Origin of the sequence: Beggiatoa leptomitoformis (assembly GCF_001305575.3) — a bacterium.
GTDB classification, from domain to species: domain Bacteria; phylum Pseudomonadota; class Gammaproteobacteria; order Beggiatoales; family Beggiatoaceae; genus Beggiatoa; species Beggiatoa leptomitoformis.
The window spans coordinates 3,246,325-3,269,120 of the sequence record NZ_CP012373.2 but is presented as its reverse complement, the minus strand read 5'-3'; the positions used below and the strand labels follow the sequence as shown (position 1 = coordinate 3,269,120).

At 40.1% G+C, this 22,796-nt stretch carries 21 protein-coding genes and 2 tRNA genes; 17 read left to right on the top strand and 6 right to left on the bottom strand.

Annotated features, from left to right (window positions below; translation table 11 throughout):
• Nucleotides 1-22 precede the first annotated feature (22 nt).
• A complete protein-coding gene (gene rnr / locus AL038_RS13745) occupies nt 23-2,221 on the top strand; it encodes a ribonuclease R (protein ID WP_062153724.1) in 2,199 nt (732 codons plus the stop codon).
• A gap of 58 nt (nt 2,222-2,279) precedes the next feature.
• On the opposite strand, the gene sodC is transcribed toward rnr, so the two are convergent.
• The 4 genes from sodC to AL038_RS13725 form a co-directional block, all read right to left on the bottom strand.
• Nucleotides 2,280-2,816: a superoxide dismutase [Cu-Zn] SodC gene (sodC, locus tag AL038_RS13740; RefSeq protein WP_272898025.1), complete on the bottom strand. Its 537-nt coding sequence runs from the start codon at nt 2,814-2,816 to the stop codon at nt 2,280-2,282.
• Nucleotides 2,813-3,532, bottom strand: a complete 720-nt coding sequence (locus AL038_RS13735; protein ID WP_062153720.1) for a class I SAM-dependent methyltransferase — start codon at nt 3,530-3,532, stop codon at nt 2,813-2,815. Before AL038_RS13735 ends, sodC begins: the two co-directional genes overlap by 4 nt.
• A gap of 145 nt (nt 3,533-3,677) precedes the next feature.
• Nucleotides 3,678-4,244, bottom strand: a complete 567-nt coding sequence (locus AL038_RS13730; protein ID WP_062153718.1) for a cytochrome b — start codon at nt 4,242-4,244, stop codon at nt 3,678-3,680.
• Between the two features lie 58 nt (nt 4,245-4,302).
• Nucleotides 4,303-5,670, bottom strand: a complete 1,368-nt coding sequence (locus tag AL038_RS13725; protein WP_062153716.1) for a phosphomannomutase/phosphoglucomutase — start codon at nt 5,668-5,670, stop codon at nt 4,303-4,305.
• A 290-nt stretch (nt 5,671-5,960) separates the two neighbouring features.
• Here AL038_RS13725 and AL038_RS13720 point away from each other — a divergent pair, with 290 nt between their 5' ends.
• The 10 genes from AL038_RS13720 (at nt 5,961) to AL038_RS13675 (ending at nt 14,306) form a co-directional block, all read left to right on the top strand.
• Nucleotides 5,961-7,124, top strand: coding sequence for an AAA family ATPase (locus AL038_RS13720; RefSeq protein WP_062153714.1), 1,164 nt, complete (start codon nt 5,961-5,963; stop codon nt 7,122-7,124).
• Nucleotides 7,124-7,807, top strand: a complete 684-nt coding sequence (locus AL038_RS13715; protein WP_062153713.1) for a DUF3226 domain-containing protein — start codon at nt 7,124-7,126, stop codon at nt 7,805-7,807. The genes AL038_RS13720 and AL038_RS13715 overlap by 1 nt, the downstream gene beginning before the upstream one ends.
• A gap of 102 nt (nt 7,808-7,909) precedes the next feature.
• Nucleotides 7,910-8,260: an ATP-binding protein gene (locus tag AL038_RS13710; protein ID WP_062153710.1), complete on the top strand. Its 351-nt coding sequence runs from the start codon at nt 7,910-7,912 to the stop codon at nt 8,258-8,260.
• Nucleotides 8,261-8,301: 41 nt separating this feature from the next.
• Entirely contained in the window at nt 8,302-9,060 is a 759-nt protein-coding gene (locus AL038_RS13705; protein ID WP_062153708.1) for an ATP-binding protein, read from the top strand.
• Between the two features lie 567 nt (nt 9,061-9,627).
• Complete coding sequence (locus AL038_RS13700; RefSeq protein ID WP_062153706.1) at nt 9,628-10,479, top strand: sulfurtransferase; 852 nt, start codon at nt 9,628-9,630, stop codon at nt 10,477-10,479.
• 47 nt (nt 10,480-10,526) lie between these two features.
• Nucleotides 10,527-11,060 carry a formaldehyde-activating enzyme gene (gene fae / locus AL038_RS13695; RefSeq protein WP_062153704.1) on the top strand — a complete coding sequence of 178 codons (534 nt, stop codon included), beginning with the start codon at nt 10,527-10,529 and terminating at the stop codon, nt 11,058-11,060.
• A 213-nt stretch (nt 11,061-11,273) separates the two neighbouring features.
• The gene (locus AL038_RS13690; protein WP_062153702.1) at nt 11,274-11,603 is read left to right on the top strand and encodes a hypothetical protein; all 330 of its coding nucleotides are present in this window, start codon (nt 11,274-11,276) and stop codon (nt 11,601-11,603) included.
• A 19-nt stretch (nt 11,604-11,622) separates the two neighbouring features.
• Entirely contained in the window at nt 11,623-12,447 is an 825-nt protein-coding gene (locus AL038_RS13685; protein ID WP_062153700.1) for a CheR family methyltransferase, read from the top strand.
• A gap of 92 nt (nt 12,448-12,539) precedes the next feature.
• Entirely contained in the window at nt 12,540-13,163 is a 624-nt protein-coding gene (cheD, locus tag AL038_RS13680) for a chemoreceptor glutamine deamidase CheD (RefSeq protein WP_062153698.1), read from the top strand.
• Between the two features lie 21 nt (nt 13,164-13,184).
• Complete coding sequence (locus AL038_RS13675; protein WP_083991534.1) at nt 13,185-14,306, top strand: protein-glutamate methylesterase/protein-glutamine glutaminase; 1,122 nt, start codon at nt 13,185-13,187, stop codon at nt 14,304-14,306.
• Here the strand turns inward: AL038_RS13675 and AL038_RS13670 are convergent.
• Both AL038_RS13670 and waaC read right to left on the bottom strand, forming a co-directional pair.
• A complete protein-coding gene (locus AL038_RS13670; RefSeq protein WP_062153696.1) occupies nt 14,292-15,176 on the bottom strand; it encodes a PIG-L deacetylase family protein in 885 nt (294 codons plus the stop codon). The genes AL038_RS13675 and AL038_RS13670 overlap by 15 nt on opposite strands.
• Nucleotides 15,176-16,216 (bottom strand): lipopolysaccharide heptosyltransferase I, encoded by a 1,041-nt coding sequence (gene waaC, locus AL038_RS13665; protein ID WP_062153695.1) that lies wholly within the window; start codon nt 16,214-16,216, stop codon nt 15,176-15,178. The genes AL038_RS13670 and waaC overlap by 1 nt, the downstream gene beginning before the upstream one ends.
• 207 nt (nt 16,217-16,423) lie before the next feature.
• Here waaC and AL038_RS13660 point away from each other — a divergent pair.
• The 6 genes from AL038_RS13660 to lon all read left to right on the top strand — a co-directional run bounded on the left by AL038_RS13660 (nt 16,424) and on the right by lon (nt 22,774).
• Nucleotides 16,424-16,499, top strand: a tRNA-Lys gene (locus AL038_RS13660).
• A 252-nt stretch (nt 16,500-16,751) separates the two neighbouring features.
• Nucleotides 16,752-16,833: transfer RNA gene (locus AL038_RS13655), tRNA-Leu, on the top strand.
• Nucleotides 16,834-16,879: 46 nt separating this feature from the next.
• On the top strand, nt 16,880-18,199 hold the full coding sequence (gene tig / locus AL038_RS13650; protein WP_062153693.1) for a trigger factor: 1,320 nt from the start codon (nt 16,880-16,882) through the stop codon (nt 18,197-18,199).
• Nucleotides 18,200-18,209: 10 nt separating this feature from the next.
• A complete protein-coding gene (gene clpP / locus AL038_RS13645; protein WP_062153691.1) occupies nt 18,210-18,851 on the top strand; it encodes an ATP-dependent Clp endopeptidase proteolytic subunit ClpP in 642 nt (213 codons plus the stop codon).
• Between the two features lie 64 nt (nt 18,852-18,915).
• Nucleotides 18,916-20,199, top strand: coding sequence for an ATP-dependent Clp protease ATP-binding subunit ClpX (clpX, locus tag AL038_RS13640; RefSeq protein ID WP_062153690.1), 1,284 nt, complete (start codon nt 18,916-18,918; stop codon nt 20,197-20,199).
• A gap of 130 nt (nt 20,200-20,329) precedes the next feature.
• Nucleotides 20,330-22,774: an endopeptidase La gene (gene lon, locus AL038_RS13635; RefSeq protein ID WP_062153689.1), complete on the top strand. Its 2,445-nt coding sequence runs from the start codon at nt 20,330-20,332 to the stop codon at nt 22,772-22,774.
• Nucleotides 22,775-22,796 lie beyond the last annotated feature (22 nt).

Genomic DNA, 22,796 nt, shown 5'->3' with positions numbered 1-22,796 from the left:
CAAAGAGAGAAAAGTTTTGTCAATGCAACGTCGTAAAAAGAAAAATCCCCGTCGTACTGCTGATATACCCAAGGCAGACCCCTACGCAGAACGCGAACAACAGAAATATCAAGACCCCATCGCCAGCCGTGAATTTATCATGGCACACCTTGCGGAAGCAGGGCAACCACTCAACTTTCAAGCAATTGCTGAACGGCTGAAATTAAATAACGATGAAGTCAAGTTAGATGCCTTAAGCCGTCGGTTACGTGCGATGGAACGGGATGGACAAATCATCCGTAATCGTCGTGAAGGTTATGGACTCGCAAAAAAAATGGATTTAATCTGTGGGCGCGTATCAGCAAATGCGGATGGCGCAGGCTTTTTAATTCCTGACACAGGCGGAGAAGACCTATTTTTACCGCCTAAGCAAATGCGTACCCTCTTTCATGGTGATAGAGCAATGGTAAGCATTGGCGGTCTTAACCATCGCGGTAAGCGCGAGGGAATACTCGTCGAAGTTTTAGAACGGAATACCCAAGAAATTGTCGGGCATTTCTTCCGTCAAAAGGGACTTGCGTTTGTCACCTCAAAGAATCGTCGGATTACTCACGACATCTTAATCCCCCCTGCTGATGAAAATAATGCCGAAGAAGGACAAATCGTCGTCGTTAAAATCATCGAACAACCCAGCAAACACCACCCACCTATTGGGCAAATTGTCGATATCATCGGTAAAAACGAAGCCCCTGGGATGGAAACCGATATTGCTATCCGCTCTTACAGCCTACCGTATGAATGGAGCGACGACGTTTTATCTGAAATTAAGCACTTAAAAGAAAAAATTCCCGCCAGTGCTATCAAAGACCGCGAAGATTTACGTGATATTCCCTTAGTAACCATTGATGGGGAAGACGCGAAAGACTTTGATGATGCTGTTTATTGTGAACCACGTGGCAAAGGCTGGCGATTATTAGTTGCTATTGCCGATGTTGCCAGCTACGTTAAACCCAACACCGCATTAGATATGGAAGCACAAGCACGGGGAAATTCCGTTTACTTTCCCAATCGTGTTGTTCCCATGTTGCCTGAAATTTTATCCAACGGCTTATGCTCGCTAAAACCGCATGTTGACCGCCTATGTATGGTTTGCGAACTGTTTATCGATGTATATGGTCGCACACGCCGTATTCGTTTTTTTGAAGGGGTTATGCGTTCTCAAGCCCGTTTAACCTATACTGAAGTGGGCAACGTACTGGCAGGAGAAAATACACAATTTCGTTATCCAGAATTATTGCCGCATATTCAACACTTACATAAACTCTATCAATTATTGCTAACCCGACGGCAAAAACGTGGCGCGATTGAATTTGAAACCGTAGAAACCAAAATTCTATTCGATGACAACAAAAAAATTGAAAAGATTGTGGCAATTACCCGCAATGATGCACATCGTTTAATTGAAGAAATGATGCTCGCAGCTAACGTTGCAACAGCAGAATGGCTAGAAAAACACGAAATGCCCGCGTTGTATCGTAATCATGAAGGTCCTACCCCTGACAAACTCAAGGATTTACACAGCTTTTTAGGCGGTTTAGGGTTACGTTTAGGCGGAAAAGAAATTCCGACTGCATTAGATTACGCCAAACTCATGGAGAAAATAAAAGACCGTCCTGACGTGCGTCTCATTCAAACGGTTTTACTCCGTAGTTTACGCATGGCGGTTTATAGCCCTGAAAATAAAGGGCATTTTGGCTTAGCTTATACGGGTTATACCCATTTTACCTCGCCAATTCGCCGTTATCCTGATTTACTAGTCCACCGTGCGTTAAAACACCTCATTAAAAAACAAGACCCGAAAAAATTCTTCTATAATCAAGGTGAATTAGAACGATTAGGCGAAGTTTGCTCAATGACAGAACGGCGTGCTGATGAAGCTACCCGCGATGTTGTCAGTTGGCTAAAATGCGAATATATGCGTAACAAAGTCGGCGACAACTATGAAGGTCTAGTAACAGCCGTTACATCGTTTGGCTTATTCGTTGAACTAGAAGGTGTTTATGTAGAAGGATTGGTTCATGTAACCGCATTACGTAATGATTATTATCATTATGACCCCGCTGGGCAATGCCTGCGTGGCGAACGGACAGGCACAATATATCGTCTCTCTGACCGCTTAAAAGTAAAAGTCATGCGTGTTGACTTAGGCGACAGAAAAATTGATTTCGAATTAGCCAATTAAACCCGCGTCAAGATTGACAATCTATCAAAGATTGTCAATCTAAGAACCAAATATCAACTTATTTAATCACACCACACGCCATTCGCGCACCACCACCACCCAATGCGGCGGGATTATCCGAAAAATTATCCCCACCCACATGCACCATCAAAGAACGACCTTTTAAATCAGCCACTTTTAAACGCGGAGCCAATAAAGGCGTTGTTGCTGTTCCGTCTTTACCAACAATCAAAGAAGGTAAATCACCTAAATGCCCTGTTTTATCATAAGGTCCCATGTGTTTACCTGTTTTCTCAGGGTCAAAATGTCCGCCCGCGCCCAAACCTGCCACGGGTTTCCCTTCCTTCTCACCTGCATTACAATCAGGTTTTTCATGCACATGAAAACCATGTACGCCAGCGGTTAAATTCTTTAAATTCGGCGTGAGTAATAAACCATATTCGCTGTCAGTCGCGGTAATCGTCCCGACATCCTCACCAATCCCTGTTTCAGAGATTAAATTCATCGTGATACTTGTGCCTTCCGCAGCATAAGCTGCGGCACCTACACATAAACCTGCTAATATCAACGCACTTTGTAATGATTTCTGCATCATAATTTCCTTAAATGTTCTTTTTTAGTAAAAACGTAGCTAATTTCATGACATAGGAGATTAGGAAAATACTTTTTCAACCCATAAAACCGACCAACTGGATAAATATTCACTAATGTTAATCCTGATAGTTCTGCAACCATTTTGACATGTTTTATATCAAAGTAATGCAAATGCGCACTATCCCACATGCGTCGTTCAAACCAGTATTTATCCCCTGTAAAAGGCATTTTTCCCATAAGCAAATCTAATCGGCAACGCATCGAAGTAATGTTAGGTAAGTTTATGAAAAGGTAACCGTTTGGTTTACAAATCCGTGCTATCTCCTTAAAAGAATGAAAGGGATCAAACAGATGTTCAAGTATCATCATACCAATAACAACATCAAACTGATTATCTGAAAACGGAAAGTCTTCATTAAGATCAGCATCTTTATAAGTTAAGTCAACAGTAGGAAATCCTTGCATGATAGTGCTGGCAGCAACATCAACGGCGGTATATTCCTTAAATAAAGAAGACAAAGCCATTGCAAAACTGACATAACCAAATCCTAATTCCACAGCATTTAACTCTTTTAACGCAGTTAATGTGTCGAAAATACAAAAATATCTGTGCCCTTTAGTACTCATTTCCTGAGTAAATTTTGCCTGTTCAGAACAACTTAAGTTCTTTTGAACACTCGCTATCTTTACATGAGCATCTGTATAAAAATCTTTCATAAAATTAATAACTCGCTTTGTTAATCTGTTTTTATCAAGTCAGGCATGAAATATTCAAGAAAATATAGCTCAGCCATCAATAAATCTTGCTTTCATAGCCAGATTACCTACCTTTTTATTTCAAATAGGTAATTTAGTGATAAATTTATTTAATCTTTAACCTTAAAGCAATAGGCAACATCCTTCTTAAAGTATTATCTTTTAAAATGAAATGATGCTTAATAACCCCTGCAATATGTAGAAAAAATAAGCCATAAAACACATAAGAACCGTACACATGTACCATTAACGCAATGGATTCGCCTAACTCGCTACGCTTTGGGGATTTAGGCAATAAACTAAGACCAAAAAAATCCACTTTATAACCGCCCGCATAGGAATCAATAATGCCCGAAATTGGCATAATCAACATAATGCCGTATAAACCAATATGCACCGCATGGGCTAAAAATTTTTCATACGCTTTTAAAGTCTCAGGCAATAAAGGGACAGGATTGGTAAACCGCCAAAAAATCCGCAAAATTACTAATAAAGCCAATGTCAGCCCAAAAGACTTATGCAAACTGTACAACTGCCATTTTTCGTTGCTATCTTCCATATCCGTCATGGTTAAGCCTAAAACCACTAAAATCAGAAATAACAACGCAATCGCCCAGTGAAAAAACATCGCTACACTACCATAACGCTCATCAGTATTGTATAAAGGTATCATGATGTTTCCTTTAGTTATCTAGTCACTTTAGCCATTAAAAATGTAACGCAGGCAATTTTTAAAACGGCAATTTTAACCCGCTATCAATCGCCATAAATTGTCGACGAAAATCTGCCTGAATTTTCTCCAAAGCTTCCTGTGTATCCGCCTCAAAACGAATAACTAAACAAGGCGTTGTATTTGAAGAGCGGACTAAACCCCAACCATCTTTAAAATCCGCACGCACGCCATCTATGGTCGATACTTCTGCACCTTCAAACTGGAAAGTGCTACTCACTTTTTCCATCAATTGGAAATGTTCGCCATAATGCGCCAACTCTAATTTTAGCTCTGGTGTACTTACCGCATTAGGTAACGCGCTTAAAACTTCTGTCGGTGTGCGTGGGTCGCTTGCCAAAATCTCCAATAAACGCGCTGCGGTATAAATCGCATCATCAAAACCATACCAACGCTCTTTAAAGAAAATATGTCCGCTCATTTCTCCCGCGAGTGGTGAACCCGTTTCTTTTAACTTAGATTTAATTAAAGAATGTCCTGTTTTCCACATCACAGGTTCGCCCCCATGTTCCCGAATCACACGGCTTAAATGACGGCTACATTTCACATCATAAATAATTTTAGCCCCTTGATTACGTTTTAAAACATCCATAGCATACAGCATCATTTGACGGTCGGGGAACACAATTTGCCCGTTGACATCTACCACACCTAAGCGGTCTGCATCGCCATCAAATGCTAACCCAATATCCGCTTGATGGGTTTTCACTGCCTTGATTAAATCCTGTAAATTTTCGGGTAAGCTCGGGTCAGGATGATGATTCGGAAAATTACCATCAATTTCACAGAATAATTCAATCACTTCACAACCTAAAGCGCGTAATAATTTTGGCGCGATTTCACCCGCAACCCCGTTCCCACTGTCAACGACAACTTTAAACGGTCGCTTTAACGTCACGTCATTAACAATACGTTGAATATAAATATCTTCAATTGCAAACTGAGAAATTGAGCCTTGTGCTTGCTGAATAAAATCGCCATTTTCAACCCGTTCACGTAAGCTTTGAATACTCCCGCCTGACAAAGTTTCTCCGTCCAACATGATTTTTAAACCATTGTATTCAGGTGGATTATGGCTACCTGTGACCATAACACCTGTGCCTGTTTGTAAATGATACGTGGTGAAATATAAAACAGGTGTCGGAACACGTCCGACGTTAATCACATCGCGCCCCGTGCTGATAATCCCTTGTGCGAGTGCGTTTTGCAGTTGTTCGCCTGATAAACGCCCATCGCGGGCAATCACGACTTGTTTGATGCCTTTTTGCGCGGCTTCTGTGCCGATGGCTTTACCAATTTTTTCTACTAATTCAATGGTTAAATCGTCACCGACAATACCACGCACATCATAGGCACGGAAAACTGACATAGTTATAGTTCCTCGTTTTTTGATTGTTTATTGAAGAGTAAAGCCTATTCTGGCTTATGTTTTCGGTATTGTGACAGGAAATAAAGCATTATCAAATAAGTGGGGCTTCTTGTATTTTATCGGTTTTTTTGTTGTATTCGGTTTTTAGTCATTGGATAATCAGCATAATTTTTATGAAGATTTGTAATAATAGTTGAGTAGTATTTTTCCTAGTATAATGAGCTTAATTTCTACATTTCAGAACTCAAAACAGAGCCATGAAACTATAATTTTTTGTGCAGGTAATTTTTATGTTACATTCTTTAAAAATAAAGAATTTTAGACTACTTCAAAATTTCCAAGTTGATAAACTTGGACACGTTAATTTAATTGTGGGTAAAAATAACTCTGGAAAAAGTACGGTTCTCGAAGCATTACAAATATTTGCTGGCAATGCTAATTCACTATTACTACAAGAAATTGCTGCTAGCCATGATGAGAAGTTTAGAATAGAAGAAGATAGCATTAATGCTAATACAATATTTCCATTTGAAGATTTTTTTACAGGCAGACAATTTCCAAAAGACGATACTACAAAAATAGAAATTGGAGAGATTAATGCTAATTCTTCCCAGTTATTACAAATTCAACATATATTTGTTGTGGAAGAAGAAACTACGATTACCGAGAGTCTAGCAGGATCAGTCACCAAAGTGGAACGTCGTGTAGTGTCTCCATCTGAATTTGAAAAAATAGAAAATGAACCTATCAGACCTGCTTTGCTCGTCACAAAGGAGGAGAAGACAACCATCATCAGTCTTGATAACCGTAATCGTTATAATAGGCTAATGTCCCGTGACAATTACAGTATTCCTTGTAGCACTATTCCGACACAATTTCTGTCAATCGACGAACTTGCTGATGAGTGGGATAAAATTGTATTTCGCCAAGAAGAAGAGGATATTGTTATCAAGGCAATGCAAATTATCGAACCTGATTTTCAAAATATTACTTTCGTCAATGATGATGAATTTAGATCAGTTACAGGGCGTAAAATTTCTAAACGTTTACCTAAAGTTAAAATGTCAGGTTTGTCACGCCCAGTTTCTCTTAATAGCTTAGGAGATGGCATGTTAAGAGTATTTCAGTTGGTTTTAAAAACTTTCCCTGCTAAAGGCGGATTTTTATTAATAGATGAGTTTGAGAATGGGCTTCATTATAGTGTTCAAGAAAAAATCTGGACACTTTTGTTTACGTTATCAGAAAAATTAAATATACAAATTTTTGCGACAACACATAGTTGGGATTGTATTGAGAGTTTTTCAAAAGTAGCGAGAGAACAGAAAGATATAGAAGGGGTTCTCTTTCGTGTTGGTAAAAGTGTTCGACAAAGTAATCATGGTCAAATTATTGCGACTGTTTTTAACGAGGAACAACTTTATAGCATCACTCAATCAGATGTTGAGGTTCGTTGATGTATCAAGAGAATTTGTTGCTAGTTGAAGGTGATACTGATAAAGGCTTTTTTAGTCGCTTGTGTGAAACCCTTAATCTATCTCTCAAGGTGACAGTTGCTCCGCCTCGAGATTTAGGGGGTCGCTATAACACTAAACAAGGCGTACTAAAGCACTTACCTACATTATTACATCAACTTAATGATGGGAGTATTCACCATTTAGCTATAGTTGTAGATGCTGATTATGTTGAACATCATGGACTTGGTGCAACAAAAACACTTGAACAAATTAAAGAAATTATGAGTCCTTTTGGCTTCGAATTACGAGACAATACAAGCTATTTAAATGGACTTAGTTTTAAACATTCTGATGGATTATCCGACTTTGGTGTATGGATTATGCCAGACAATAAAAAAGATGGGATGTTCGAAGATTGGATTAAGTCATGTATCGTTAAAGACGAACAAGCATTGTTTTGTCACGTAGAAAAAACTGTAGCTGATTTAGAACAACATCATTTTAAAAAATTTAAGGATATTCATACAACAAAAATTGAAGTTGCTACATGGTTAGCATGGCAAGATTTACCTAAATACCACGTTGATTGTGTTCTAGACCAAAAATCCCCTCTTATAGATAAAGATGCTGATTCATATAAATATTTAGTCAATTGGTTAAAAAAGATTTATACGAATAAATAATAATCTTTTTTCTCCTCAATTGCTAAAATCTACGCTACATCACAAAAAAACTTATTTTTTAAGCAATTTGCGCAACAACTTCAGCAGTTTTATGAACTGACTTTGCGCGAATCTCCGCACTGGAATCACTATTATATTCCTGTAATAAAACAATGGCTCACGGCGACTAAAGATAAACAGCAAGAATTAGCCGAGCAAATGCGCCAGCTTGAGCCGATTACGCCTAATGTTTATTTAGCGGGTAATCCTCTCTCTCCACATAAAAATCAGACAGTTTTCTTCGGGCGCGAAGATTTACGCGATACGATTACAACTAAATTACTCACTGCACAAGAATTGCCCTTTTTTCTGATTCGGGGACAACGGCGCGTCGGAAAAACCAGTTTATTAAACTTTTTGCCCGATTTACTGGGCAGTCGGTTTTTGGTGATTACGCAAGATTTACAACTGTAGAAAGTTGGCTTGCTAATTTATATCAGCAGTTTAATGAAAAAATGCACCTGACAACGGCGAAAGCGTGGCAACCAACAGGCGACTGGTTAGACGATTGGGCAACGTTAGAAACCCATTTATTTCGTGAAAGCGAACACCAAGCGAAAAAAATCATTTTCGCGCTGGATGAATATGAAATGTTGCATACTGATATTTTTCGCAAATCCCCAGATACTGGCGGGCGATTATTAGCCGCTATACGGAGTTTTTTACAACGACAAAACCGTATTGTTTTTTTATTGATTGGTTCGGCTTATTTAGATGAGTTAGAGAATCCACGCTGGAGCGATTATTTTGTCCAAGCGCAAACGCTAACAGTAGATTATTTAAGTGAAACAGACAGTAAACGCTTACTTACTGAACCAGTTAAAAACTTACAATATCCTGCCGAAGTAGTGCAAAAAATTTATGATTTAACGCAAGGACATCCGCATTTATTACAGCTCATTTGTCAAAATTTAGTTGATTATGCAAATCGTGATAATCGTCGCCAAATGACACAAACAGATTTAGATAAGGCGGTAGAAATTGCCTTAGATTCTGGTGTAATGCCTCAATCAGTCTTTTGGACGCAATTTTGTGAGCAAGAAACCTGTCGCGAAACCGTGCGCCAACTTATTAACCAAGAACCGCCCAGTCATCGCGAGGCGTTACGCCGTTTAAAGCGTCATGCGTATATCGTGCAAGATAATGATAAACACTGGAAAATGCGCGTCCCTTTATTTGCTGAATGGGTACGATTGCATGATATTGATTTATAATAATGGTGTTATTATTCATCATAATTTTATGGCTTATGTGTTGTCTTTTTTTAAAGACTTAACGTTACCTATATTTTCCAACAATAACTTTAATTATGGTAAAAACCATAACAATATCTGATAAATTTCAAGCTGAAACCGCACTAGATGATGGCGAGTTGACGATGGAAGAATTGGAAAGAATGGCGGGGGAGTAGATACATTGCCTGCTGCTAATTTGCCCATTAGTGATGCTTTTCGTAACGATTTGTTTATTGGTGATGTAAAAATTCAGGTGAATATTGATTCTTCCTAATATATCAATGAGCAGGAGTAATTCAGGTGTTTTATTTTGTTTTTTAATTAAATTACAATATCTTACGTCGTAAATCATGACATTATTTTAATATATCATCATATAGGTATCTATGGGGTATAGCGTATCGGATTTATTTGCCCTTTTCTTATTTTCCCTGATTCTTCGCCGAAATCCATTGAATGCCTGTAGCATGTGTTAGAAAATGGCAGGGTTATATTTTCTATTCCCTATTTCTATCGAGTCACTTGCCTAAACGGTCGAGGAATGTCATGTATCAAACTTTAATTACGCCTGCGCAGTTAATTGCGCATTTAGATGACCCGAATTGGGTTATTTTCGATTGTCGTTTTGCCATGACCCAGCCTGAGTTAGGACATCAACAGTATTTGTCTGCACATATTCCTCATGCGCGTTATGCCGATTTGGATAAAGACCTTGCTTCGGCAAAATCGTCAGATACAGGACGGCATCCTTTACCTACACCGCATACGTTGGCGCATAAGTTGAGTTTGTGGGGGGTGGATAAAAATACGCAGGTAATTATTTATGATGATAGTGCGGGGAGTATTGCTGTTCGGATGTGGTGGTTATTGCGTTGGTTAGGTCATTCTTCTGTCGCGGTGTTAAACGGTGGGTTTCCGCGTTGGCAAAAAGAGGGGTTGCCTGTGAGTCATACACCAAGCCATCCTACAGTAAAAGAATTTATTGCGCAGCCTGATGATAGTTTATGGGTAACAACGCATGTATTAGAAGAGCATTTAAAAACAAAAGCGTGGTTGTTAATTGATGCGCGCGCGCCTGAACGGTTTCGCGGGGAGCAAGAGCCGTTAGACCCTGTTGCGGGTCATATTCCAAGTGCGATTAATTTGCCGTTTTCGGGTAATTTGGATGTTGAGGGGAATTTTTTATCTGCGGATTTGTTGCATCAGCGGTTTGCGCATTTGAATGGTCATCCAAATATTAAACCTGATCATATTATTCATTCTTGTGGTTCTGGGGTGACAGCGTGTCATAATTTATTGGCAATGGAGGCGGCTGGTTTGCAGGGTTCAAAGTTGTATGCAGGTTCTTGGAGCGAATGGATTACGGATAGTCAACGTCCGATTGCAAAAGGTGAATAAGTTGTTTTTGTACGTTATTTTTTAAAACCAAAGGGGATTTATTGTAAATGTCTGAAAAAATTATATTTAAAACAGGGGAAGCCACCGTTTTTGCGTCTAATGAGCAGGGGACAGACGCAATGCCAGAAATTATTATTGGGGATGTAAATGGTCCTGTTGGTTATGCGTTTGCGAATTTGATGGGGCAGACGGAAGGTCATACGCGGATGTTTGTGATTCGGGCGTGTAATCAGCAAATTCGTCCTGCGGCGTTAATAGTGCCTAAAGTAACGATGAAAAGTATGGATTATGTGAATCTGTACGGTGGCGTTGTACAAGCGGCAACGGCTGATGCGATTTTAGATTGTGTGATTGAGGGCGTTATCCCGCGTGATCAAGTGAATAATCTTTGTATGATTATTATGGTTTGGATTGATCCTGCGTGTGTCAAAAATCCTGATGAGAAAGATTTGTATCGCACCAATTATGAGGCAACTAAGCTTGCAATTGCGCGGGCGTTAAAAGATGAGCCTGACATCGATACGTTGATTGCTAATCGGCATAAGATTAAGCATGAGATGTATGACCCTGATGTAAAATAAATTTTAAACTCGCATGGTGTATTACAATAGGTATGTAGTACACCATGATTTTTGTGTCAGTCATGTTTATTCAGCTATTTGATTGAAAAAAAGCCGTGTCATGTCGTGTTTTTATTTTACATTGTGTTGTTTTTGACTAGCGATTTCTGGTTGTTGGACTTAGAATAAAATTTATTTCCATTCACTATTAAACTCAAATGCCTACCACTCAGTATGAATGCTGTCCCTAATATAGATACTACCCTGCCCACCCTCCCCTCATTGACAGACAACAGTCGGCAGTGGGTAACAATTCCTTTAAGTCAAAGCTCAACACTAACGAATATTATTGATTTACATAAACAACTTCAGCAGAACGTTGGGCGGAGAGTGCAATTATATGGTGCTGAGGTAGAGCGCATTGATACGGCAACTTTGCAATTATTACTGGCGTTTATCTCGCAAGCAACCGTCACTATAGGCTGGCAATCACCTTCTTCCGTTATCTGTGAGGCAGCAATGTTGTTAGATTTATCTGCACAATTGAATTTACCTAAGCTATGAAAAACGGGAGAAGAGGGTGATGGAACGAGAGTTCCGTTTTACTCGGCAAGATTTTGACTTGTTGCGCGAATTGGTAAATGAAGAAACAGGGATTAGTTTGTCCGATCATAAGCAGGAAATGCTTTATAGTCGCCTGTCTCGTCGCTTGCGGGTGTTAAAAATTGATAGTTTTACGAGTTATTACAATTTATTGCGTGCGGGAAATACGGAGGAGTTGATTCATTTTGTCAATGCAGTGACAACTAATTTAACTGCTTTTTTTCGCGAGCCATATCATTTTGAGTATTTGGCAAAAAATGTCTTACCCGATTTGCGCATAAAAAATTTGGCAACACGTCGTATTCGTATCTGGTCAGCAGGTTGTGCTAGTGGTGAAGAAGCGTATTCAATTGCGATGGTTGTTAAAGAAACCATGCCACAAGGATGGGATGTCAAAATTCTGGCGACCGATTTAGATTCTAATGTGTTGCAGAAGGCTGATAAGGGTATTTATGAGGAAGATCGTTTAAACGGTTTATCACCCGAGCGATTGCGTCGTTGGTTTAAAAAAGGGGTTGGTAGTTATGCGGGGCGGGTGATTGTTGTGCCTGAATTGAAAGAGATGATTCTTTTTAAACAACTTAACTTGATGGATAGCTGGCCTATACATGGTCCTTTCGATTTGATTTTTTGTCGAAATGTGGTGATTTATTTTAATAAAGAAACACAGAAGGTGTTATTTAGTCGTTTTGCGGATGTTTTGGGTGCAGATCGATATTTATTTATCGGACACTCTGAGAATTTATTTCAGTTAAGCCAACGTTTTCGTTTATTACAAAGAACAATGTATATTAGGACATGCTGAAACAATAATATTTTTTGGTTAAATATGTTTGATTACCAGCCATTTTCCATTTCATCGTTGTCATTTTGCATGTGACCTTTTTAAATTAAATAATGCCACCAGAACCATCACGCACATTACCAGGTTATGAGCATATAAAACGCTATTGGGATTATCACACAAATGCGCACATTGCCAAGATATTACCTGGAGAATCTTATGTTACTCGTCATGATGAAATTATCACGACAGTGGTAGGGTCTTGTGTGTCTGCATGTGTTCGTGATGCCGTTAATAAAATTGGAGGAATGAATCATTTTATGCTCCCTGTGCAGCAAATGGATGTCTCTCCTTGGGATACAACACATGTGAGTGCGGCGATGCGTTATGGTAATTATGCAATGGAGCATGTGGTAAATGAGATTCTTAAATATGGTGGTAAACGACAATATTTAGAAGTTAAGTTATTTGGGGGGGGACAAATTATGAAAAATATGGCGAATATTGGACAACAAAACATTGATTTTGTGAGAAATTATATTAAATTAGAAGGCTTAAAATTAGTAGCAGAAGATTTGGGCGATATTTATCCACGAAAAATTATGTTTTATCCCTTAACAGGGTTGGTACGGATTAAAAAATTACGTGCAATGGAACAGGCTATTTTAGAAAGAGAAAAGGTGTATCAGTCAGATTTACAAAAACAGCCCGTTGGTGGGGATGTGGATTTATTTTAAGAAAAATAATGAGGCAGACAAGTGGATAAAATACGGGTTCTTGTGGTCGACGATTCTGCATTAATTCGGCAGATGTTGAGCAAAATTATTAATGCGACACCTGATTTAGAAGTTGTCGGCACCGCTAGTGACCCTTATATTGCTAAACGTAAGATTAAAGAGTTAAATCCAGATGTTTTAACATTAGATGTTGAAATGCCACGGATGGATGGGCTGGCTTTTTTACGTAATTTAATGCGGTTGCATCCTATGCCTGTGGTTATGGTTTCTGCATTAACAGAAAAAGGGGCAGAAACTACTTTGCAAGCATTGGAATATGGTGCTATCGACTATGTTTCTAAACCACAAATTGATATTGCGGATACCTTTTATGAATATGCGCAAGAAATCAACGGTAAAATTCGCATGGCGGCAGAAGCCAAAGTAAAGCCGATGGTGGATTATAAAAAAATCGCGCTTGCGTCACAGCCATTAAAAGTATTGCCTAAATTCTCTGCGGATATTATTTTAGAAAATACAATTAGTAAATTCCCCCGCCATTTTAAAACCACAGAAAAAATTGTAGCGATTGGCGCGTCGACAGGGGGGACAGAGGCGATTAAAGTATTGCTTTCTACGATGCCTGCGAATGCACCCGGTATTGTGATTAGTCAACATATTCCTGCTGTATTCAGCACTTCATTTACGCATAGAATGAACCAGATTTCTGTGATGCAAGTCTTAGAGGCGAAAGATGGGGACGTTATTTTACCGGGACATGTTTATATTGCACCGGGAAGTAGTCATCATTTGCTGGTTGTCAGGGATGGCGCGCGCTATGTTTGTCATTTAGATGATGGGCAACCTGTCAATCGTCATCGTCCTTCTGTTGATGTGTTATTTCGTTCTATCGCGCAAAATGTTGGACCTAATGCAATCGGTATAATCCTAACGGGAATGGGAGATGATGGCGCAAGGGGAATGAAAGAAATGCACGACGCAGGCGCGCTTACCATTGCTCAGGATAGGGAAACGAGTGTGGTGTGGGGAATGCCGGGAGAGGCGGTTAATTGGGGAGGGGTTGATTTTATTTTACCTTTATCAAGCATTACGGGTAAAGTTTTATCCCTTTGTGAACATCCCGTTAGACTAATGCAACAATAATTGCTTTACCGTGTGCCAAAAACGTTTTATACCACGCAGCGGGCTTGTTATGCGCCACGAGGTGCTGTGATAAAGCGATTGTAGCTCAACGGTTAGTTCTTCAATATATTTGGTTTGTTCTATAAGTTGCTGTGCCATCTGTAACATTTGTTCTGTTTGACGACTCCCGCCGAATTGAGATAGCGTATTTTCCCGCCACCGCGCTGTTGATAACGCATAATAACCTTCAGCCGCAATGACTGTTGCGGGTAACGTGTAGCTACGATACACATTTAAACCTTGTAAGTGTCGCCCATAATCTTGTATAGATAATTGTGATGAAAAGCAATTAGTTGCTTGTTGTTTGCGCAATAAATATGGTGTAATGTCCAACAAACAATTGGGCTGTAAAGGAACACCAATTTCATACATCACATAAGTTAGCGCCACCTGTTTTAACAAGGCTAAGGCTAATTGTGCGCAGGCATAATGGTCTGGATGAATTTCGGCAAGAGATGGCGCGTAAACACGTTGAATATGATGTGTTTCAATAAATAATTGTAATTTTTTTACCAGTGTTGGTTCACATTGTAGATAACGGTCTGGAATTCCCCAAAAAAGTGGCTCACCATATCCTAAAATATTGGCAGCCGCACGACTTTCGGTTTGACGGGTTTGGATGTAGTGCAACTTTGCCGTTTCATCAACATGCTGAGTTGCAGCACTGCCATCAGTCAAAATAATCACCCACACCTTATCCCCTTGTGCAACATGTTGCATGATTGCACCACCGCAGCCAAAAACCTCATCATCAGGATGCGGCGCAAGCACCAAAACAGTGCCAGATGGTAAAATTTGGGTCGCTTGATAAGGGATAAATAAAGATTCCATCACAACACTTCCATAGAAGCTAATAACGTTTGTACCTGCTCCCAAATATATTGAGGAGCTAGTTTTGCATAACAGGCAGGAAACACAGGCGTTTTTCCTGTATAAGTACACTGTTTATGTAAGCAAGGGGAACAAGCAAATGCAGTTTGGAGTTGAACTTGGTGTAATCCCATTGTGCCCGTCCATGCAGGACGGGTTGCACCATAGAGCGTGATAGCAGGCACGCCCAATGCGGCGGCAAGGTGTGCAAGTCCTGTATCCACACCAATAACAATATCCGCTTGCAACAATTCTTTTGCCATATCAGTTAACGAGCCTTGTGGAATAAGATGAATATGTTCAGTATCACCCGCTTGAATTTTTTCGGCTGTATTTTGTTCACGGGCATTGCCATAAGGTAATCTGACTTGAAACCCCGCTTGTATTGCCAACCCAGCTAACGTAAACCAGTAAGATTCAGGATATTGTTTACTTGCCCATGTTGTACCATGTAAAAAAATGATGGTTGGGGCAGCTTTAGCCAGTTTGAACGGTTGGAAATAGGTAGCAATGCCATAATCAGGTGCTGTAGTGGGGAGAGGATAACCCAATACAGCGGCAAATAATTGGCGCAATCGCATGATAGCATGTTGATTAAAATTGACTTTATATCGTCGCTGATAACATAAACTGGCGAGTGGCTCACGCGCAGATGACCAGCTCAAACCCGCCCGTGTTCCAACCGCCTGCAAACTCAAAAAAGCACTTTTTAATAAACCTTGTGCATCAATAATACAATCATAATGACGTTGTTGCAGACTGTCTTTAAAATATCGCCATTGACCGCTGTGCAAAGTTTGCTTAATGTTTTTACGCCAACGGCGCATTGCTGAGGGGATGACCTGCTCAACGGCAGGATGCCATGTTGGAATTTCCTTAAAAGCCTCTTCTACAACCCAATCACACCGCAAAGTTGGTATATGTGTATAGGCATCTTGAAGTGCGGGTAAAGTATGAATAACATCACCTAAAGAAGATGTTTTAACCAATAAAATGTGCATAACGGGCGTATTTATAAAACGCAGTATCTATCTGCTAATCGGTTAATATTACAATAATCTACGCAAAAAATGATTAAAAATTATGCCACCGATTAAACATAAACAATATAAACACGTATATATCACCCTCCCAAGTGATGAAATAGAAAAACTTAAAACACAGTTGTTTCCTGTAAAAAAATATAGTACCATTCGACTTTCATCTAGGGGCTGTTAGCTCAGCTGGTAGAGCAGCTGACTCTTAATCAGCGGGTCGTAGGTTCGAAACCTACACAGCCCACCAGAATTTATCGCCCAGCCTCTCGCTGGGTTTTGTTTTTCCAGTATTATTGGTATGGTTGCTTAATAACAACGCTTTTTCATATAGAAAAGCTGTGTATTCCTACCAAGATACGACATGCGACTTATCCTTTTTAGGAAAGTCCTCCTGCCTTAAAAGTTTGCCTGACGACATAGCGATGTCGCACTGTGCAATATTCAGGTGTACAGAGAGCGACTGTATTGCTATTGTTAATTTACTAATGTCTTAATTTATGCGAAAGTGGCGAAACTGGTAGACGCGCTGGATTTAGGTTCCAGTAGGGTAACCTGTGAGAGTTCGAGTCTCTCCTTTCGCATACCCCTTCTTCTCTACACGATTCCAACAAGAGGTTACGATACAACATGCAAGTGTCAGTAGAAACTACCAGTACGTTAGAACGCCGTTTGACCATTGGAGTTCCTAAAGAGCGGATTGAACAAAAGATTCAAAGCCGTTTGAAAGAACTGGCTCGTACTGCAAAGGTGAATGGTTTCCGTCCAGGTAAGATTCCCTTGCGTGTCGTTGAACAAAAGTTTGGTGGTCAAGTCCGTCAAGAAGTTATTGGTGAATTGATCGAAACTAGCTTTAAAGAAGCGTTAGAACAAGAAAAATTGCACCCTGTTGGACAACCCAAAATTGATTTGCAAAGCGGTCTAACCGACTTAACGCAAGACTTAGCATATACTGCTGACTTTGAAGTATTCCCTGAAATTACATCCGTCAATATTGATGGCTTGAACATAGAAAAACCTATTGTTGAAGTCACCCAAGCAGATATAGACAACATGCTTGAAAAATTGCGTAAGCAACGGCAAGGATGGGAAAATATTGATAGTCCAGCCGAAAATGATGCACAAATTACCGTTGATTTTGTGGGTACGGTAGATGGCAATGCTTTCCAAGGCAATGAAGCTAAAGGATTACATATTGTTTTAGGGGATGAACGCACCAATAATATTCTTCCTGGTTTCAGCGAAGCAATGATTGGCGTTCGTAAAGGGGATACACGCGAAGTCGATATAACCTTTCCAGCAGAACACACCAATAGCGAAATTGCAGGTAAAACAGTCCATTTTATCGTGCAAATCCTTGAAGTTGCTAAAGCCAAGTTACCTGAAATTAACGACGAATTTATCAAATCACTGGGCATTGCAACAGGCGAGTTAGATGCGCTGTACAAAGAAGTGCGTGACAATATGGAGCGCGAACTGAAATTTGCGGTTACTGCAAGAGTAAAACAACAAATTTTAGAAATTTTGTTACAAAACAACCCTGTTGATGTACCAAAAGCCATGATTGCTCAAGAAACGCAACGCATGGTACAAAACATGCTTGAAGAGCTACAGAAATCAGGAATGAATAGTATTCAACCTGAGGCCGCTATGTTTGAAGAACGCGCTGCTCGTCGTGTCCGTTTGGGCATGTTGATGTCTGAGCTTGTACGGATGAATGATATTCATGTACGTGCCGACAAAGTGCGGGAAATGATTGAAACCGTTGCCTCTACCTATGAAGAACCTGAAGTCGTGGTCAAATGGTATTATGCTGAACCCGAACGCTTAGGACAGGTAGAATCCGCTGTTTTAGAAGAACAAATCGTTGATTGGTTAGTTGAAAGAGCGCAAGTGACAGAAAAATCCATGTCATTTGATGCAGTGATGGAACAACACGAAAACAAGTAGGCGGCACGTGATGAAAGACCGGTTAATAACTGATATTCAAGCGGCAGGGAATTTAGTTCCCATCGTTGTCGAACAAACAGCACGAGGCGAAAGATCATACGATATCTATTCTCGCCTCCTGAAAGAGCGCGTGATTTTCCTTGTAGGACAGGTTGAAGACTACATGGCAAATCTGATTGTTGCGCAACTGTTGTTTTTAGAATCTGAAAATCCTGACAAAGATATCCATTTATATATCAACTCACCTGGTGGGTCTGTAACTGCGGGTATGTCTATTTATGACACCATCCAATTTATTAAGCCTAATGTGAGTACCCTATGTATTGGACAAGCAGCGAGTATGGGATCATTACTGCTCGCTAGTGGTGCGCCTGGTAAGCGTTTTTGTTTACCACACTCTCGCGTTATGATTCACCAACCCCTAGGTGGTTTCCAAGGGCAAGCAACCGATATTGATATTCATGCGCGTGAAATCTTGAAAGTCCGTGACCGTTTGAATAATATCCTTGCTAAGCATACAGGTCAGCCATTAGAAAACATTGCCCGCGACACCGACCGAGATAATTTTATGTCTGGTGAAGAAGCAGTAAAATATGGCTTGATTGATGCCGTATTAACAACGCGACAAGCCCTTGCCGCTCCTAAAGCCTGATTGTATTTCAAGAGGCATTGCTATATATGCCGTTTTATGCAGTCCCTAATTGAGGTGACTCACAATGAGTGATGATAGAAAAGCCAAACATGGCAGTGATGACCGCTTACTCTATTGTTCTTTTTGTGGTAAGAGTCAGCATGAAGTCCGCAAACTGATTGCAGGACCTTCCGTCTTTATTTGTGATGAATGCGTTGAACTTTGCAACGATATTATTCGCGAAGAAGTTCAAGAGAACGCTGATGCGAATGCTCGTCACAAGCTCCCAACGCCACATGAGATTCATCAACATTTAGATGAATATGTGATTGGACAAGAACACGCCAAAAAAGTTTTATCGGTAGCTGTCTATAATCACTACAAACGGATTGAAACCCAGCTGAACAAGAAAAATGAAGTAGAAATTGCTAAAAGCAATATTTTACTCATTGGACCTACAGGTTCAGGCAAAACGCTCCTAGCGGAAACACTAGCACGCCTTCTGAATGTCCCTTTTACAATGGCCGATGCAACTACACTTACCGAAGCAGGCTATGTTGGTGAAGACGTAGAAAACATCATTCAAAAACTGTTGCAAAAATGTGATTATGATGTGGAGAAGGCACAAACGGGTATTATTTACATCGACGAAATCGATAAAATATCCCGTAAGTCTGACAATCCATCAATTACCCGTGACGTATCAGGCGAAGGCGTGCAACAGGCTCTGCTAAAACTGATAGAGGGTACGATTGCATCAGTTCCGCCACAAGGTGGACGCAAACATCCACAACAAGAGTTTTTACAGGTTGACACGACCAATATGCTCTTTATTTGTGGTGGTGCTTTTGCGGGTTTAGATAAAGTTATTCGCGCCCGTTCAGAAAAAGGTGGAATTGGATTTTCCGCAGAAGTACACAGTAATGATGATAAACGTAACATTACGGAACTCCTACATGGAGTTGAACCAGAAGATTTAATTAAATATGGTTTAATTCCAGAGTTTATCGGGCGTTTACCTATTATTACTACGCTAGAAGAACTCACCGAAGAACAACTGGTTCAGATTTTGATTGAGCCAAAAAATGCACTGACAAAACAATATATTAAATTATTTGAAATGGAAGGTGCTAAATTAGAGTTTCGCGATGAAGTTTTAAAAGCAATTTCACGTAAAGCACTAGCACGCAATACAGGCGCGCGCGGCTTACGTTCTATTTTAGAAAATATATTGTTAGAAACCATGTACGATTTACCATCCATGGAAAATGTGGCTAAAGTCATCGTAGATGAAACCGTTATTGAGGGCGAGTCAAAACCACTTATTTTATACAAGAATACAGAAAAGCAACGTGTTGCATCTGATTAGTGCAGTTTGGGTAAAGCCTTCTATGCCTAAATGTCTTGAATTGTCTATGACTAGCACTACTATCAAGAACAGTGGTTTTTACTGTTTTTCTTTGGTGCATTAATAGCACCTAAATGTAAGAGGATTTTTTATGGCATACGATGACAAAACCTCTGAAGTTATTGAGGACACACGTTTGGTTTTACCTGTCTTACCGCTACGGGATGTGGTTGTTTACCCTCACATGGTCATCCCCTTGTTTGTCGGACGGGCAAAATCCATTCATGCACTTGAACAAGCCATGACCACAGATAAACAAATTCTGTTAGTGGCACAAAAAAATGCAGCAGAAGACGAACCTAATATTGAAGATATTTACCGAATTGGTACGGTTTCCAATATATTACAACTGCTAAAATTGCCTGATGGCACGATTAAAGTATTAGTTGAAGGGGGACAACGGGCAAAGATTATCAATTTCTTGTCTGTAGATGATATGTTCTCCGCACAAGTAATGCCTTTAGCCTCTTCTGATGGGGAAGAGCGTGAAGTTGAAGTATTATCACGCTCTGTCACCTCACATTTTGACCAATACATCAAACTCAATAAAAAAGTTCCGCCAGAAATTCTCAGTTCCTTATCTAGTATTGAAGAACCCAGCCGTTTAGCAGATACCATTGCTGCGCACATGGCGATTAAAATCGAAGAAAAACAAAAGATTTTAGAAATCACCAGTATTCGTGACCGTTTAGAACACCTGATAGCCCTCATGGAATCCGAAATTGATTTACTGCAAATCGAGAAACGGATACGCAAGCGGGTAAAAGGACAAATGGAAAAAAGTCAGCGCGAATACTATTTGAATGAGCAAATGAAAGCCATTCAAAAAGAATTAGGTGAACTAGAAGAAGTTCCTAGCGAAATTGACGAATTGACCCGCAAAATTGAAGAAGCGGGTATGCCTAAAGAAGCGAAGGCAAAAGCCTACAGTGAATTGAATAAACTCAAGCTCATGTCGCCTATGTCGGCTGAAGCAACTGTCGTACGTAACTACATTGATGTGCTAGTAAATGTTCCTTGGCGCAAACGTTCCAAAATTAGCCGTGATATTGCGAAAGCGGAACAAGTTCTTGAAGCCGATCACTACGGTTTAGAAAAGGTCAAAGAACGCATATTAGAATATCTTGCTGTACAACAACGGGTTAATAAACTAAAAGGGCCTATTCTATGCCTCGTAGGGCCACCCGGTGTTGGTAAAACCTCATTGGGACAATCCATTGCCCGCGCAACGAATCGTAAGTTTATCCGTATGGCACTGGGTGGCGTACGTGATGAAGCGGAGATTCGTGGACATCGCCGTACTTATATAGGCTCAATGCCCGGTAAAATTATCCAAAACCTAGTCAAAGTGAGTACCCGTAACCCACTATTTTTACTTGATGAAGTGGATAAAATGGCGATGGATTTTCGCGGTGATCCTGCGTCCGCATTACTAGAAGTATTAGACCCCGAACAAAACCATACTTTTAACGACCATTATCTGGAAATTGACTACGACTTGTCAGATATTATGTTTGTTGCAACAGCAAACACAATGAATATCCCAGCCGCCTTACTTGACCGTATGGAAGTTATTCGTCTATCAGGTTACACCGAAGAAGAAAAGGTCAATATTGCGATTAACTATCTAGTTAGTAAGCAAATTAAAAGTAATGGTCTGAAAAAAGAAGAAATCAACATTAATGAAGCGGCAATTCGTGACATTGTTCGTTTTTATACGCGCGAAGCAGGTGTGCGCAATTTAGAACGTGAAATTGCTAAACTGTGCCGTAAAGTTGTCAAAGAAATTTTACTCAAACCCAGTTTGAAAAAAATCACGATTACCCCCCGTAATCTAGAAAAATACTTAGGTGTACAACGTTTCCGTTATGGGCGCGCCGAAGAGCAAGACCGTATCGGACAAGTGACAGGCTTAGCATGGACAGAAGTAGGTGGTGATTTACTCACGATTGAAACAGCCATGATGATTGGTAAGGGCAAACTGACTTACACGGGGCAACTCGGTGATGTCATGCAAGAATCCATTCAAGCTGCCATGAGTGTTGTTAGAAGTCGCGCCAGTTCTTTAGGAATTACCAGCGATTTCTACCAAAAATATGACTTACATATCCACGTCCCTGAAGGAGCAACCCCTAAAGACGGTCCGAGCGCGGGGATTAGCATGTGTACAGCCATCGCCTCTGTACTGACAAATATTCCTGTTCGGGCTGACGTAGCCATGACAGGTGAAATAACCTTACGGGGAGAAGTGTTGCCGATTGGGGGTTTAAAAGAAAAACTCTTAGCAGCGTTACGTGGCGGAATTCGGACAGTTATTATTCCTGACGAAAACAAACGAGATTTACAAGAAATACCTGATAACATTAAGAAAAGTCTCAGCATCCGTCCAGTAAAATGGATTGATGAAGTGTTAGAAATCGCTTTACAACATATGCCTACACCATTAGAAGCACGTGAAGAAGCGGTAGGAGAAGAACAAACAGTGGTAGATCAAGCCGCTAATGTTCAAAAAAAGCAGAGTGTACAGACACATTAACGTGATACAATGACGGCAGATT

Excerpts from the sequence above, each read along its gene's own strand:
- rnr (WP_062153724.1), top strand. The coding sequence starts at position 23 with ATGCAACGTCGTAAAAAGAAAAATCCCCGTCGTACTGCTGATATACCC.
- sodC (WP_272898025.1), bottom strand. The coding sequence starts at position 2,816 with ATGATGCAGAAATCATTACAAAGTGCGTTGATATTAGCAGGTTTATGT.
- AL038_RS13735 (WP_062153720.1), bottom strand. The coding sequence starts at position 3,532 with ATGAAAGATTTTTATACAGATGCTCATGTAAAGATAGCGAGTGTTCAA.
- AL038_RS13730 (WP_062153718.1), bottom strand. The coding sequence starts at position 4,244 with ATGATACCTTTATACAATACTGATGAGCGTTATGGTAGTGTAGCGATG.
- AL038_RS13725 (WP_062153716.1), bottom strand. The coding sequence starts at position 5,670 with ATGTCAGTTTTCCGTGCCTATGATGTGCGTGGTATTGTCGGTGACGAT.
- AL038_RS13720 (WP_062153714.1), top strand. The coding sequence starts at position 5,961 with ATGTTACATTCTTTAAAAATAAAGAATTTTAGACTACTTCAAAATTTC.
- AL038_RS13715 (WP_062153713.1), top strand. The coding sequence starts at position 7,124 with ATGTATCAAGAGAATTTGTTGCTAGTTGAAGGTGATACTGATAAAGGC.
- AL038_RS13705 (WP_062153708.1), top strand. The coding sequence starts at position 8,302 with ATGCACCTGACAACGGCGAAAGCGTGGCAACCAACAGGCGACTGGTTA.
- AL038_RS13700 (WP_062153706.1), top strand. The coding sequence starts at position 9,628 with ATGTATCAAACTTTAATTACGCCTGCGCAGTTAATTGCGCATTTAGAT.
- fae (WP_062153704.1), top strand. The coding sequence starts at position 10,527 with ATGTCTGAAAAAATTATATTTAAAACAGGGGAAGCCACCGTTTTTGCG.
- AL038_RS13690 (WP_062153702.1), top strand. The coding sequence starts at position 11,274 with ATGAATGCTGTCCCTAATATAGATACTACCCTGCCCACCCTCCCCTCA.
- AL038_RS13685 (WP_062153700.1), top strand. The coding sequence starts at position 11,623 with ATGGAACGAGAGTTCCGTTTTACTCGGCAAGATTTTGACTTGTTGCGC.
- cheD (WP_062153698.1), top strand. The coding sequence starts at position 12,540 with ATGCCACCAGAACCATCACGCACATTACCAGGTTATGAGCATATAAAA.
- AL038_RS13670 (WP_062153696.1), bottom strand. The coding sequence starts at position 15,176 with ATGGAATCTTTATTTATCCCTTATCAAGCGACCCAAATTTTACCATCT.
- waaC (WP_062153695.1), bottom strand. The coding sequence starts at position 16,216 with ATGCACATTTTATTGGTTAAAACATCTTCTTTAGGTGATGTTATTCAT.
- tig (WP_062153693.1), top strand. The coding sequence starts at position 16,880 with ATGCAAGTGTCAGTAGAAACTACCAGTACGTTAGAACGCCGTTTGACC.
- clpP (WP_062153691.1), top strand. The coding sequence starts at position 18,210 with ATGAAAGACCGGTTAATAACTGATATTCAAGCGGCAGGGAATTTAGTT.
- clpX (WP_062153690.1), top strand. The coding sequence starts at position 18,916 with ATGAGTGATGATAGAAAAGCCAAACATGGCAGTGATGACCGCTTACTC.
- lon (WP_062153689.1), top strand. The coding sequence starts at position 20,330 with ATGGCATACGATGACAAAACCTCTGAAGTTATTGAGGACACACGTTTG.